Origin of the sequence: Natronococcus roseus, from assembly GCF_043677095.1 — an archaeon.
Lineage (GTDB): Archaea > Halobacteriota > Halobacteria > Halobacteriales > Natrialbaceae > Natronococcus > Natronococcus roseus.
This window is the reverse complement of sequence record NZ_JBHLJR010000006.1, coordinates 64749-78527: the sequence shown is the minus strand read 5'-3', so window position 1 is coordinate 78527 and position 13779 is coordinate 64749. Positions and strand designations below refer to the sequence as shown.

The following is a 13779-nucleotide window of genomic DNA, read 5'->3' as shown; positions in this document are numbered from 1 at the left end:
GATGGCACTCGATCCCGACGAGTACACGGCCGACGAACTGGGCGAGGAGCTCGAGACGCTCGACGACGTCGACGAACTGCAGACGGTCCTCGAGGCCGAACAGGCGGGCAAGAACCGCAAGACCGCCCGCGAGGCGATCCACCGCCGGCTCGAGGCGCTCGGCGAAGCGGGCGACGCCGAGGGGCTCGAGGGTGACACCGAGACGGAAGGCGAGTACGAGGAGACGAAAGAAGACGTCGGCGACGAAGCGGAAGGCGAGGAGGTAGAGGAGGTCGACGAAGGAGACGAAGACGCAGGCGCGGACGACGAATCGGCAGCCGAGGGCGAGGAAGAGGACGACGGACTCTCCCACCCGACGCGGGACAAGAGACACGTTCGGGCGCTCGACGGCGGCGAGTACGCCGACATGTGGGTGTTCTGCGAGACCCAGCAGGGAGCGCTGCTCGAGGTCTCCCGGGAGATGCTCGGCAAGGCCCGGGAGCTGATGGACCAGTTCGAGGACGACTACGGAAGCGAGGAGCGCGTCGTCGCCTTCCTGATGGGCGACGACTGCGAGAACTTGGCCGAGGAGTGTATCGCCTACGGCGCCGACGTCGCGGTCTACCACGACGATACTCGTCTCGAACGGTTCCTGCACAAACCCTACACGGAGATCGCGGCCCACATGGCTCGCGGCCAGGGGACGATCGAGAGTACCGACTGGCGCGAGTACGACGAGCCCCGCTACGTCCTATTTCCGGCGACGAACAACGGTCGGGACCTCTCGGCGAAGGTCCAGGCGGAGCTCGACTCCGGGCTCGCCTCGGACTGTTCGGACCTCTACATCGAGGAGAACGAGGTCTCGAATCCGGTGAAGACCGGCGAGCCGGGCGTCAAGAAGACCTTCGAGAAGGTCCTGCACATGAAACGCCCGGACTTCTCGGGGTTCGAGTACTCGACGATTCTCTGTCTCGACAACCCCGGGCGGGACTTCCATCCGCAGGGGGCCTCGATCATTCCGGGCAGCTTCGACCCGATCGAACCCGACTACGATCGGGAGGGACTCGTGATCGAACACGACATGGAGCTCGACGAGGACTGGTTCCGCGTCGAGATCGCCGAACACGATCGGCTCGAGGCCGGGATCGACCTGGCTGGCCACGAGGTGATCGTCTGTCTCGGTCGGGGGATCGCCGACGACCCCACCAGAGGAATGGAACTCGGGCTCGACCTCGTCGACGCTTTCGAGGACGCCGAACTCGGCATCACGCGAGGGATCGTCACCTCGGCCTACCAGTTCGAGGGTCACGTCGAGGAGTACTCGAAGGAAGAACGCCAGATCGGCGAGACCGGTCAGGTCGTCGCCCCCGACCTCTACATCGCCGCGGGCGTCTCCGGGGCGGTCCAGCACAAGGTCGGAATGGACGAGTCCGATACCATCGTCGCGATCAACACCGACCCCGACGCCAGGATCCGGGACTTCAGCGACTACTACGTCGAGGGCGACCTGTTCGAGGTGCTGCCCAGACTCACGGCAGCGGTCGAATCCGGGGAGACGAGGCTCGAGGCCGTCGCCGACGGGAGCGGAGGTGAGGAGCGATGACCGAACGAGAGCACTACGAGGCCGTCGTCGTCGGCTGCGGCCCAGGCGGCGCAGCCGCTGCGGCCAGGCTCGCCGAACACGGCGTCGAGACGCTCGTCCTCGAGCGGGGCGTCAAGGCGGGCTCGAAGAACGTCTCCGGCGGGCTGATCTACGCCGAGGACTCGGCCCCCTACACGATCGACGACCTGTTCGACGGCTTCCGCGAGAAGGCGGCCGAACGCCCCGTCACCGACTACCGGATCCACAACATCGCCGGCGACAAGGTCAAGACCTACGACCTGACCGACCTCCACGAGCACGACACCGACTGGTGTGACGCCGTGCTCCGCCGGAAGATGGACTCCTGGCTCGAGGCCCGAGTCCACGAGAAGACCAGCGAGACGGGCGGCGGCGTGTTGACGAACGTGCGGGTGAACGGCCTCCTCCGAGAAGATAGCGAGGGTCGCGTGCGACCCTCGGAAAAGTCGAGCGGGCGAAGCCCGCGAGACAGTGAAATTATCGGCGTCACCTGTGACGAGCTGGATCCGATCGAGGCCGACCTGATCGTCGCCGCCGACGGCGTCAACTCCGAGCTGGCCCGCGAGGCCGGCCTCATGGACTGGGAGGAGCCCGACGAGTGGTTCCAGGGCGTCAAAGCCGTCGTCGACATGGACCCCGAGGCGGTCAACCACCGGTTCGGAATCGACGACGACGAGGGCGTCGCCCACCTGTTCTCGGGCGACCTCTTCGAGGACGTCCGGGGCGGGGGCTTTCTCTACACGAACGAGGAGTCGCTGTCGATCGGGACCGTCTTCCACCTCGACAGCCTCGTCGCCCAGCGGGCCGAGCCCCACGAGCTGCTCGACGCCCTGCTGACCCACCCCGTGATGGCCCACTGGATCGGCGACGGGTACGACGAGCGGGAGTACGCCGCGAAGCTCGTCCCCGACTCGAAGAAGGTCGCCCACCGCGAACCCTATCGGGATCGCCTGGTGCTGGTCGGGGACGCCGCCGGCCAGATGCAGGCCCAGGGCCCGATCATCAAGGGGATGAACCACGCCGTCACGGCCGGCGCGCTGGCGGCCGACGCCTTCGCGATCACGCGGGGCAACGCCGACCCCGAGGCCGCGGGACGGCGCTACGCGAAGCTGCTCGAGGACTCGGGGACGATGGCCAAGCTTCGCCCGAAACAGTACGACCTCGCTCGAACCGTCGGCGAGCGCGATGCGGTCACGAACGTCGTGGATCGGGTCCTCGAGTCCCCGCTCGGCAGCGTCGCGCTCGGGAACTCGCTCGCCGATCGGGTTCTCGAGCGGGCGTACAACTCGCCGTTTCTGGTGTCGATGCTGCCCGACACCCGGACCGGGTACACGACGGTGCCGACGGTGATCGGCGAGGCCCGCGGCAAGAGCATCCGCTGGAAGAACGATGCCGAGCCGCCGAGCCTCGAGGAACGGATCGGCGACCTCACATACGACACCGACGTCGGCAACCCCCACATCGAGCTGCGCGACGACTCCGCGGAAGCCAGCGGGGCCGCCGTCTACGCCTGCCCCGTCAGCGCCGAGGCGTTCGGCGGGGGGTGTTACCGCACGGAGCAGGTGAAGACGAACGGCGACGAGGAGACCGTCGTCAGCCTCGACACCCAGCCCTGCGTGGAGTGTGGGACCTGCGCGATCGTCGCCGACACCGCCTGGGAGCACCCCCGCGGCGGGAAGGGCGTCGAGTACCGCGAAGGGTAATGAGCCGGTACGGACCCAGGATCGCCGCGCTCGCCCGGCGGGCCGAACGCGACCGGGAACGCCTCGAGACGCACGATTCGGCCGCTGACCCTGAAGCCGCCCGCGAGTACCTCCGCGAAGGGGCGGGGCAGGCGATCTGGTGTTACGTCGAGGCCCGGACGGGAGGACGGCTGGTCGCGTTCTCGGAAGCCGAGTTCGCGGCCATAGAGCGGGCGATGAACGACTGGCTCGAGTGTTACGCGCGGTGTCACGGCGTCGAACTCGAGGCCGAGTTCACGGTCCGCCAGGCCGCCGAGGTGTTGCTCGAGACGCGAAACGTCGTCGACACGGCGCAGCTGCTGACGGGCGTCCCGGAGCGGCGAACCCAATCGTCGAGGGCGAGTCGGTAGTCGTCGGTGCGTCGAGGGTCAAGGGGTTGGATGAGAACGTTCGCTACAGACGCTCCGTCAGCCGAAACAGGTCGCCGCGATAGTCGATCGGTCGACGGTCTCCCCCTTCAAGCGCGCGTACAGGTCGTAGCGAACGCCGGACGGCGGTTCCGAACCGTGCCGCCAGGTGATCGTCGTCTCGGCCTCGGTGACCGCCGTCGCGGCTCGGATGGGTCCGTCCGTCGCTCTGACCTCGACGAGGTCGACCGAGTCGGGATCCGTCTCGAGGACGACGCTGATTCCGAAGTCGGTCTCCGAATCGGCCGTGAGACGTTCGGACCGAACCGTCAGTTGACTGATCGCCTCGGTCTCGAACGGCGTCTCGTTCGGGAACGAACACTCCCTGCTTGACTCGCTGGACGCTCGTCCGAGACAGCCACCGGTTACGGCGGCAGCGACGGTCGCGCCACTGCCGAGGACGTCACGTCGACTAACGGATCGGAGTTCGGTCATCCATGGTTCGAACTGTCTCGTCTCCCGATATGAATTTTCAGTTGAGTACTGTCTTCGGCGAACGGTGCGTGAGACCGAGTCAGTAGATGAGTTCGTCGTCGTTCTCGACCATGTAGAGAGTGCGGGCGGCGATGTTGACCGCGTGGTCGCCGACCCGCTCTAAGTCCCGGATCGTCAACAGCAGCCGCGAGACGTCCTGCAGGATCCGCTCGACTTCGTCGGGAGAGTCGAGCTCCCGCTCGATCAGGTCCCGGACGACGACCCCGCTTGCCCGCTCGGCGAACTGATCGACATCGTCGTCGCGCTCCGCGAGCTCCCGACAGGCGTCGGTGTCCTCCTCGTCGTACGCGAGCATCGCGTCCTCGATCATCTCGAGGGTTAGCTCGCCCATCGCTTGCACGTCGACGTCGGGGAACCGGTCGTGTTCGGCCTCGTGGGTGTACTCGCCGAGGTTGACCGCGAGATCCCCGATCCGCTCCAGGTCGGTGATGATCTTGAAGGTCGAGGCGATAAAGCGCAGGTCGCTGGCGACGGGTTGTTGGAGCGCCAGCAGCTCGATACACTCCTGCTCGAGCTCGAGGTACAGCTCGTTGACCTCGCTGTCGCCCTCCATGACCTGGGTGGCGAGCTCCGTGTCCTTCTGCTCGAGGGCGGACAGTCCCATTCGGAGCCGCTCCATGACGACCTCGCTCATGTAGAGGACGTCCTCTCGGAGCTCCGTGAGTTTCTCCTGATACGACTTTCTTGCCATGGTTCAGGCACCCGTGCGGGCGAAGATATACCTTGTGCTCGGGTGAGCCGGCCGTTCGACGGTTCGCACCGTGCCGCGCTCCTGCTCAGAGTTCGGGCGCGACCTCACGTCCCAGTCGGTCGACCGACTCGCGGATCGCGTCGGTTCCGGCACCGGGACAGTACGACCGGAAGATGAGGTGGACGTCGTCGCCCAACCGCTCCCGGTAGGTCTCGAGCTCCTCGCGGACCTGCTCGGGGGTGCCGACGATCGCGTCCTCCCTGAGCTGCGCCTTCTTCTCCTCGGAGAGGCCGTCGCTGACGTCTTCCTCGCCCATCCACTCGGCGTACTTTCGTTGCTGGTAGAAGTAGCCGTCACGCATCCGCTCCCAGGCCTCGTCCTCGGAGTCGGCGACGAAGCCGTAGCGAATCACGTACGTCGTGAACTCCCCGTCGATCCCCTCCTCCTCGCGGACCTGTCGGATGTCGGCCATCCTGGTCTCGATGTCGTCGAGCGACAGCATCTCGTTCGCACACCAGCCGTCGGCCATCCGGGCCGCGCGCCTGACCGCGGGTTTCGCGAGCCCGCCGAGAACGATCGGGGGCGCCTCGTCGGGCGTCGGCGTCACTTCGGTCCCGGGATCGATCGCGTGGTGGTCGGGGTCGTACTCGAGCGGCCCCGGCTCCCAGGCGTTTCGCAGCACGCGGATCGCGTCCTCGGTTCGGTCCGTCCGTTCGTCCTTTGGCACGCCGAAGTTCTCGAACTCTCGATCCCAGTAACCGATCGAGAGCCCGAGCGTCAACCGCCCGCCCGACAGGGCGTCGATCGTCGCGGCGTCCTCGGCGAGGCGAACCGAGTCGTACAGGGGTGCGAGTCCGACGGCCGACCCGACCGTGATCTCGTCGGTGCGGCCGGCGAGGGCGGCGAGCGTCGGCACGGTCCCCGAGAGGTAGCCGTCGTCGGTGAAGTGGTGCTCCGAGGTCCAGACGCTCTCGAGGCCGGCCTCGTCGGCGGTTTCGACGATCCTCAGAAGGTCTTCGTACACCTCGTTCGTCGACCGGTCGTCGTCGGGGCGCTGCTGGGCGGTGAGCAGTCCGAGTCCGATATCCATACACCGGAGTTAGAAGACGAGACCGAAAAGCGCGATACCTGCATCGCCAGCCGTTCGCGGTGTCGGTCGCGAGCTACCCGAACTTGCCGGTGATGTAGTCCTCGACGCGGTCGCTTTCGGGGTTTTCGAAGATTTTGTTCGTGTCGTCGAACTCGACGAGCCTGCCGCCCGTGAGGAAGACGGCGGTCTTGTCCGAAATTCGGGCCGCCTGCTGCATGTTGTGGGTGACGATCGCGACGGTGTACTCCTGAGCGAGTTCCTCGACTAAGTCCTCGATCTTCGAGGTCGCGACCGGGTCCAGCGCCGAGGCGGGCTCGTCCATCAGGATGACCTCGGGGTCGGTGGCGATCGCGCGGGCGATACAGAGCCGCTGTTGTTGCCCGCCCGAGAGATCGAGTCCGCTCTCGTCTAACTGGTCTTCGACCTCGTCTAACAGGGCGGCGCGCTCGAGTGCCTGGTGAACCTTCTCCTCGATATCGTCGTCTTTCCCCTGGACGCGCAGTCCGTAGGCGACGTTGTCGAAGATCGACTTGGGGAAGGGGTTGGGCTTCTGGAAGACCATGCCGATCTTTCGTCGGAGGGCGACGGGGTCGACGTCGTCGTCGTAGATATTCTTTCCGTGGAAGTGGAGTTCGCCCTCGACGCGAGCGACGTCGATCAGGTCGTTCATCCGGTTGATCGACCGCAGGAAGGTGGACTTCCCGCAGCCCGAGGGGCCGATGAGGGCCGTCACCTGCTTCTCGGGAATGTCCATGTTGATCTCCTGAAGGGCCTGCGTGTCTCCGTAGAAGACGTCGAGATCTCGAGACTCGATGATCGCGTCGTCGACGCGAGGCGAGCCAAGCGGTCTGTCGGCGGCCGACATCTCGGCTCCAGAGTCGGCGCCAGCGTCAGTCGTTCGTTCGGCTGCCGTCGTCTCGGCCGCCTTCGAGCCGCTGTTTGCAGTCATGCCGGTTGTCTCGGCATTGGTGCTGAGCAAGTTACCTATTGCGAAACGCCCGCGGTCGGAGCCGACCGACGCGAGCGTCGACCGTAGCCCGGTTCGTCGATCGCCCGTCTCGTCGCTCATCACGCTTTCGGAGGCGTGGTATCCCTAAATACCATGCTATGACCTCTATATAGTGCTATAGTCTTCACCGACTCTCTGGCGGCTGTCCCCCTCTGTCGCCCGCTCCAAGGGATATTCGGCGATCGACCGAACGGTGCGGAGTATAGAGGCAGTGCGTTACGCCCGCCGGTCGTACTTGTTTCGGATGAGAACGGCGGCCGCGTTCATCAACAGGAGGATCGTCAGGAGCACGACGATCCCCGCGGCGGCGATATGCTGGAACGCCGCGTCGGGCTGGGAGGCCCACTCGAAGATCATCATCGGCATCGCGCTGAACGCACCCGTCGGTGAGGTCAGATCCGGTGGCGTGAACATCGAGACCGCCGCGCCGACCATCAGGATCGGGGCCGTCTCGCCGATCGCGCGGGACAGCGAGAGGATAATCCCCGTCATGATGCCGGGAACCGCCTCCGGGAGCACGACGTTGCGAATCGTCTGCCACTTCGTCGCCCCGGTCCCGTAGGAGGCCTGGCGCATCGAGTCCGGCACCGCTCGGAGCGACTCCTGGGAGGAAACGATGACGATCGGCAGGATGAGCAGCGTCAGCGTCAGCGCACCGGCGATCAGGCTCGCGCCCGTCTGGAGCGCCCGGACGAACATCGCGAGGCCGAGCAGGCCGTAAACGATCGAGGGGACGCCCGCCAGATTCGTGATGTTGGCCTCGATGAACCGCGTGAGGCGGTTATCGGGGGCGTACTCCTCGAGGTAGATCGCCGCGCCCACGCCCAGGAAGAGCGTGAACACCGCCGTCAGCACGATCAGGTAGATCGAGCCGACGATGGCCGGATACATTCCGGCGGGTCCGGTGTCGAGAGCGCCGTAGTTTTCGGGGTCGAAGTGCTCGGCGACCTGCGAGGGCGGGTAGGTAAGGAACTCCCAGGTGAGCCACCCCCACGACTCGTAGATCACGTCTGCAAGCAGGGCGATCAGGGCGACGATGCCGACCATCGCCGCGGAGACGCACAGCCCGAGGAAGACCTTCCCGTAGAGCCGTTTGCGCTCGATGGCCGATCCGTCGAAGTCGAACTCCCCGTCGGTATCCGTGCTCATTGGTACTCCTCCCGGTAGCGCGACCGAACCCACATGCTCAGGACGTTCATCGCGAACGTCATCGCGAACAGCGTCAGCCCGACGGCGAACAGGCTCTGGTACTGGATCGAACCGACCGAAACGTCGCTGATTCCGACCTGAACCATGTACGCCGTCATCGTCTGCATCTCCTCTAAGGGATTCGTGGTGATCTGGGGCAACATCCCCATCGCGAGCGCGACGGCCATCGTCTCGCCGATCGCCCGCGAGAGCCCGAGGACGTAGGCGGCGAGGATCCCCGACAGCGACGCGGGGATGACCACCTGCGTCGACACCTCGAGTTTCGTCGCGCCGAGCCCGTAGGCGGCGTTGCGAAGCGAGTCCGGAACCGCGCTCATCGCGTCCTCCGAGAGCGAGGAGATCATCGGGATGATCATGATCCCGACGACGATCGCGGCCGACGTCGCGTTGAACGTCCCCGTCTGCGGGAAGAAGAACTGGATGATCGGCGTGATAAAGGATAGCGCGAAGAAGCCGTAGACGATCGTCGGGATCCCGGCGAGGATCTCGAGGATCGGCTTGAGCGTGCGTCGCACACCGTCATCGGCGTACTCCGAGAGGTAAATCGCGGTCAGCGTTCCAACGGGGACCGCGATCAGCGCCGAGCCGACGGTGACCACGAGCGTCCCCCAGACCAGCGGGAGCACGCCGTAGCTCGTCGGCTCGATCAGCGGCGACCAGTCGGTCCCGAGCAGGAACTCGGTGACGGTCACCTGGGCCGCGAGTCCCTCACCAATCGCGTCGACGGCGCCGCCGACCGAGCCGGCCGAAACGGCGTCGCCGAGCAGCTCGACCAGGGTCGCCTGCCGGAAGAAGCCGACGGCGCCGTTGATCAACACGAGGATGATCGCGATCGTGGTCAACACGGTGACGAACGCACAGGAGAAAAAGGCGTACCGGGCGACCCGATCACCGAGCGTTCCGACGTCGTTGCCACTTCTCGAGAGGTCCATCCGTTCGGAGCTCATGCGTACCTCTCGATCGCATCCTCGAGTTCCGCGCGCTGTTCTTCGAGGACGTCGTCGGCGATCCCGTAGAAGCCGACGTCGAGGGCCGTCTCCTGGGTGTTATCGAGGTAAAAGCGCATGAATTCCCGGAACTCCTCCCGGGCGAGCTCCGGGAGGTTCACGTAGACGTACATCGGCCGCGACAGCGGCGAGTAGCTGCCGTCCTCGATCGTCGCCTCGGTCGGCTCGATCGGCCCGTCGCCGTCGTCGATGGCGATCAGGTCGACCTCGTCCTCGTTCTCGTAGTAGAAGCCGGCGCCGCCGAAGCCGACGGCGTGTTCGTTGCCCCGCACGCCTCGAACGATCATGTTCGTGTCGGCGGTGCCGGTGTAGTCCGAGCGGATGTTCCCCGACTCGCCGTTGACTGCTTCGGTGAAGTAGTCGAACGTCCCCGAGGCCGAGTCCCGCCCGTAGAAGCTGATCTCCTCGTCGGGCCACTCGTCGTCGAGGTCGCTCCAGGTTTCGATCTCGGAGCCGCTCTCCCAGAGCGCGTTGAGCTCTTCGGTCGTCAGCTCCTCACACCAGTCGTTGTCCGGGTGTTTCATGATCGCGATCCCGTCCATCACGACCTCGAGTTCGAGCCACTCGACGCCGTTGTCGGCACAGAGCTGTTCTTCCTCCTCGTAGATCTCGCGGCTCGCGTCGCTGAGGTGAATCTCGTCGCGACAGAGGCTCTGAAAGCCGGCGCCCGTTCCGGAGCCGCTGACCGAGACGCGAACCTGGTTGTTCTCCCACTGAAACCGCCTCGCGACCGCGGCACTGTTCGGCAATAGCGTGTCCGAGCCGTCGACGACGATCTCGCCCTCGAGACCGCTGTCCTGGCCGCGGACGAGACACCCCGCCAGGCTCGTCAGCCCCGCGCCGGTGGTACCGAGCAGTACGTGGCGACGCGAGAGCGCACCGCCAGAACCGGATCCCGGATCGTTTCCCATCAGTGCACTCCTAGCGGATGGCGTCTAAGTACCCTGCTATGTTTTCTATATATTTCTATGTTCGACATCAGTTCACAGTATCGCGGAAGCCATCGGGACGGGCCAGACGTCACGAACGGCCCCGGTCGACGGTCGAATCCGACAGCTCGGGGCTCTATAGACCGGTGGCGTTTATACGTTCAGCACCTAACCCCGGGGTATGGAAACCCGCAAGGTGCAGGTGACTGGCGGCTCTACGTACACGGTCTCGTTGCCGAAGAGCTGGGCGACCGAAAACGGCGTCAGCGCCGGCACGACCGTCGAGTGTTATCCGGAGGACGACTCGCTGCTGCTGACGCCCGCTAGCGACGTCGACCGCCAGGAGGGGACCCTCGACGTCTCCGATCTCGAGGGCGAGCGCCTCACCCGGGCGGTGATGACGATGTACGTCAGCGGGTTCGACATCATCCGGCTGGAGGCGACCCGAATCACGACAGACCAGCGACGGGCGATCCGCGACGCGACCCAGAGCCTCGTCGGCGTCGAGGTCTTAGAGGAGACGACCGACAGCGTCGTCATCCAGGACTTGCTCGACTCCTCGGAGCTGTCGATCGTCAACGCCGTCTCGCGGATGCGCCTGATCGCGACCTCGATGCTCTCCGACGCGGTCACCGCTCTCGTCGAGAACGACGACGACATCGCCCAGGACGTCATCGAGCGCGACGACGACGTCGACCGTCTCTGGCTGGTCGTCTCGCGGATCTTCCGGGCGACGCTTCGCTCGCCACGGGCCGCCGAGGAGCTTGGCGTTCCCCGCGAGGACTGCTTCGACTTCCACTCGAGCGCCCGACAGCTCGAGCGCGTCGCCGACCACGCCGCCAAGATCTCCAATCTCGCACTCAAGCTCGAGGCGATCCCCGAGGAGGTCGCCGAGGCGCTGATCGCGCTCCGGACGGACGCCGCCGACGTCCTCCAGAAGGCGATGGACGCGCTGTTCGCCGAGGAGACCGAGGAAGCGAACCGGCTCGGCCACGCGGCCCGGGAAGCCGTCCTCGACATCGACGAACACACCCGTTACATCGACGACATCCTTCGGGACCTCGAGCCGGTGCAGGCCCAGTCGCTGGGGCTGATCGTCGACTCGCTGTCCAGAAGCGCCGACTACGGCGGCAACATCGCCGAGACCGCACTGCAGAAGGCGGCGCCGCGCCCCTGAGCTCGAGACACAATCCGATCCGCACCTCACGCTGCTGTCATCGGTACGGACCCGTACTGTCCGAACGTGACGGGTACGGAGGGATCGATACCACAACTAGCAATCGCTTTCTTCCGATCTCGCCACCGAACGGACGTGGCACCAGGTGCCAGACCGACCATGCACGAACCCACAACCTCCGACGACGAACCGACCCGCGAGCGACCGACCGACGCTGCCCCCTCGAGACCGACGACGGAGCGACTCGCGGCGGTCGTCGTCAGCGAGGAGAACCGACGGGATCGGCTAACCGTCTACCCGGCAGACAGCTCGAACGACGTGATGCGAACGGCGTGGCTGACCGCGACCGCGGACGCGTTCGTCGACCTCGAGGCGTGGCGGTGAGGGGTTTCGTCTCGCGGCGCCGTCGCTGGGCGAAGCGAGTATCCGAGAGAACGGTCGTGGAGACTACTCGAGGAGAACGGCGTTGACCTGGCCGGTCTGGCCGGGTCGGGACGTCACGCGGGCCTGGCCCTCGGAGGTCTCGACGACGGCACCCTTCGTGATGATGTTCCGTCGGACGTAGTTCGGGTTGGCGTCGTTCTCGACGACGTCCTCGATCTCCGCGGTGACGGTCTCGCCGCCCTTGTTGACGCTCGCGACGTTCGTCGCGAGGGCGCGGGTCTTCGTGTTGCTACCGCGAACGTCGACGACGCGGAATCGGGGCTCGCCGACCTGGGTCTCGGTCGGGAGGCGACCGAGCTCGTTCTTGCGGCGCTTTCGGACGTTCTTCAGCCGGCCACCGGTTCGCTTGCGCGTGGAGCGTCCCTGGTTTTGCATACCCGGACAACGGCCCGGCGGATACTTGAATCCACGCTTTCGGATCGAGCGCCGATTTCACCCGGCTGACGCTCACTCCTCCGGGACCAGACAGTAGGCGTGGCCCGGTTCCTCGAGGATCGTCTCCTCGTCGTCGTCCCAGTAGTTCGTGAAGACGCCCCGCTCGGCGTAGTAGATCCGACCGTCGTGGGGAACCGGCGCGCTCGTGACGTGGCCGCGGTTCTGTACCCGCCAGCGCCGTTCCCCCGTCTCCTTGTCGAGCGCGTACAGGTACGAGTCGTAGGAGCCGACGAGGATCGTTCCGGCGGTGGCGGTCACCGCGCCAATGATCGAGCCGTCGATATCGGTCGCCCACAGCTCCTCGCCGGTCTCGCAGTCGATCGCGTAGACGTGGTCGTCGTTGCTCCCGGTGTAGACGACGTCCTCCTCGGGATCGAGCGCGGGGTTGGCCATCGATCGGTTCTCGAACTCGAAGGTCCACTCCTCGGTCCCGTCCTCGAGGTCGATGCAGTGGAAGCGCTCGTCCCAGGAGCCGACGTAGCCGTAGCCGTCGTGGGCCGCGATCGTCCCCTTGATTTCGGCGCCGAGGTTGAACTCGCCGTCGGCCTTTTCCTCGCCGTCGGGACCGTCCTCGCCGCCGGTCTGGTACTCCCAGGCGAACTCGAGCGAGGGGAACTCCCAGCAGTAGACGACGCCGTCGTTCGAGCCCGCACAGATCCGGCCCGTCTCGAGGTCGACGGTCGGCGAGGGGTGGGGCTGGCCCCAGATGCGGTCGTCGTGCCAGGTGGGTTCGCCCGTCGCCGCGTCGAACGTCCACAGCGCACCCGAGGAGGGGCTGCCGTACTCGGCAATCACGTACAGCGTTCCGTCGTAGTAGGCGGGACTCGAGCCGATCGCCAGCGTCCCCTCGAGTTCGTGGGCACGAGTACGCCAGACGATCTCGCCCGTCTCGACGTCGATCGCGTACAGGTCGCCGTCGTAGCCGCCGATGTAGGCGGTATCGCCGACGATCGCCGGCGAACCGTGGAATCCGAGGTCGGTCGCACCCGTTTCGGTCAGCCAGCGGGGTTCGCCCGAGGGCTGCACGCCGTGGACGAAACCCGTGTCGCCGGCGATCACGATCGTCTCGCCGTCGGGCGTCGGCAGCGGGCTCGACTTCGCCGCGGTGTGGCCGACGTTGTTGATCGGAAACGACCAGTTGACGCTGACCGAGTTGGGGACGGTCTCGTCGGGGAAGTAGCCGAGCCGTCGCAGGCCGCGACGGAACATCCTCACGTCGTCGTCGGGGTGAGTCGCGTACGACGAGACGTCGTCGGCGACGTCCGGTTCGTCGCCGTTCGCTCCGGGCTCGTCGTCGTCCGTCGGCTCCCACAGGGCACAGCCCGCGAGCCCTGCGGTCGCGGCGACGCCCGCGGTCTGGAGGAAGCGCCTGCGGTGACGCGAGCCGTTCGATTCGGAGCCGGCGACCGGAGACTGGGATCGGTGTGGCATGGCGGGAGGTTGTGTGAAAATTCGAGGTATCGATCCCACAAAAGAATCTCGGTGTCCGGTTCGACTTCGTGAACTCGAGGGGTCGACCCTCGAGACGACTCCCGCTCGCTCGA

At 66.0% G+C, this 13779-nt stretch carries 14 protein-coding genes; 5 read left to right on the top strand and 9 right to left on the bottom strand.

Annotation, left to right across the window (positions count from 1 at the left end):
- Position 1: 1 nt before the first annotated feature.
- Genes ACFEMD_RS16640 through ACFEMD_RS16630 form a run of 3 tightly spaced genes read left to right on the top strand, consistent with a single transcriptional unit; the run spans position 2 to position 3692 of the window.
- Positions 2-1582: an electron transfer flavoprotein subunit alpha/FixB family protein gene (locus ACFEMD_RS16640; RefSeq protein WP_394742351.1), complete on the top strand. Its 1581-nt coding sequence runs from the start codon at positions 2-4 to the stop codon at positions 1580-1582.
- Entirely contained in the window at positions 1579-3303 is a 1725-nt protein-coding gene (locus ACFEMD_RS16635) for an FAD-dependent monooxygenase (protein WP_394742350.1), read from the top strand. The genes ACFEMD_RS16640 and ACFEMD_RS16635 overlap by 4 nt, the downstream gene beginning before the upstream one ends.
- Positions 3303-3692: a hypothetical protein gene (locus ACFEMD_RS16630; RefSeq protein WP_394742349.1), complete on the top strand. Its 390-nt coding sequence runs from the start codon at positions 3303-3305 to the stop codon at positions 3690-3692. Before ACFEMD_RS16635 ends, ACFEMD_RS16630 begins: the two co-directional genes overlap by 1 nt.
- A gap of 57 nt (positions 3693-3749) precedes the next feature.
- On the opposite strand, the gene ACFEMD_RS16625 is transcribed toward ACFEMD_RS16630, so the two are convergent.
- The 7 genes from ACFEMD_RS16625 to ACFEMD_RS16595 form a co-directional block, all read right to left on the bottom strand.
- Positions 3750-4184, bottom strand: a complete 435-nt coding sequence (locus ACFEMD_RS16625) for a twin-arginine translocation signal domain-containing protein (protein WP_394742348.1) — start codon at positions 4182-4184, stop codon at positions 3750-3752.
- 79 nt (positions 4185-4263) lie between these two features.
- A complete protein-coding gene (gene phoU / locus ACFEMD_RS16620; protein WP_394742346.1) occupies positions 4264-4935 on the bottom strand; it encodes a phosphate signaling complex protein PhoU in 672 nt (223 codons plus the stop codon).
- Between the two features lie 85 nt (positions 4936-5020).
- A complete protein-coding gene (locus tag ACFEMD_RS16615; RefSeq protein WP_394742345.1) occupies positions 5021-6025 on the bottom strand; it encodes an LLM class flavin-dependent oxidoreductase in 1005 nt (334 codons plus the stop codon).
- 73 nt (positions 6026-6098) lie between these two features.
- Positions 6099-6974 (bottom strand): phosphate ABC transporter ATP-binding protein PstB, encoded by an 876-nt coding sequence (pstB, locus tag ACFEMD_RS16610; protein WP_394742749.1) that lies wholly within the window; start codon positions 6972-6974, stop codon positions 6099-6101.
- A 276-nt stretch (positions 6975-7250) separates the two neighbouring features.
- Entirely contained in the window at positions 7251-8183 is a 933-nt protein-coding gene (pstA, locus tag ACFEMD_RS16605; RefSeq protein WP_394742344.1) for a phosphate ABC transporter permease PstA, read from the bottom strand.
- Positions 8180-9190: a phosphate ABC transporter permease subunit PstC gene (gene pstC, locus ACFEMD_RS16600; RefSeq protein WP_394742343.1), complete on the bottom strand. Its 1011-nt coding sequence runs from the start codon at positions 9188-9190 to the stop codon at positions 8180-8182. Before pstC ends, pstA begins: the two co-directional genes overlap by 4 nt.
- Positions 9187-10161 carry a PstS family phosphate ABC transporter substrate-binding protein gene (locus ACFEMD_RS16595; RefSeq protein ID WP_394742342.1) on the bottom strand — a complete coding sequence of 325 codons (975 nt, stop codon included), beginning with the start codon at positions 10159-10161 and terminating at the stop codon, positions 9187-9189. Before ACFEMD_RS16595 ends, pstC begins: the two co-directional genes overlap by 4 nt.
- A 199-nt stretch (positions 10162-10360) precedes the next feature.
- On the opposite strand from ACFEMD_RS16595, the gene ACFEMD_RS16590 reads away from it, so the two are divergent.
- Both ACFEMD_RS16590 and ACFEMD_RS16585 read left to right on the top strand, forming a co-directional pair.
- A complete protein-coding gene (locus ACFEMD_RS16590) occupies positions 10361-11356 on the top strand; it encodes a PhoU domain-containing protein (protein ID WP_394742341.1) in 996 nt (331 codons plus the stop codon).
- Between the two features lie 159 nt (positions 11357-11515).
- Positions 11516-11740: a DUF7511 domain-containing protein gene (locus tag ACFEMD_RS16585; protein WP_394742340.1), complete on the top strand. Its 225-nt coding sequence runs from the start codon at positions 11516-11518 to the stop codon at positions 11738-11740.
- Between the two features lie 63 nt (positions 11741-11803).
- Here ACFEMD_RS16585 and ACFEMD_RS16580 read toward each other — a convergent pair whose 3' ends face one another.
- Both ACFEMD_RS16580 and ACFEMD_RS16575 read right to left on the bottom strand, forming a co-directional pair.
- Positions 11804-12175 carry a 30S ribosomal protein S8e gene (locus ACFEMD_RS16580; protein WP_278304660.1) on the bottom strand — a complete coding sequence of 124 codons (372 nt, stop codon included), beginning with the start codon at positions 12173-12175 and terminating at the stop codon, positions 11804-11806.
- 72 nt (positions 12176-12247) lie between these two features.
- Positions 12248-13666, bottom strand: coding sequence for an outer membrane protein assembly factor BamB family protein (locus ACFEMD_RS16575; RefSeq protein ID WP_394742339.1), 1419 nt, complete (start codon positions 13664-13666; stop codon positions 12248-12250).
- Positions 13667-13779: the final 113 nt, after the last annotated feature.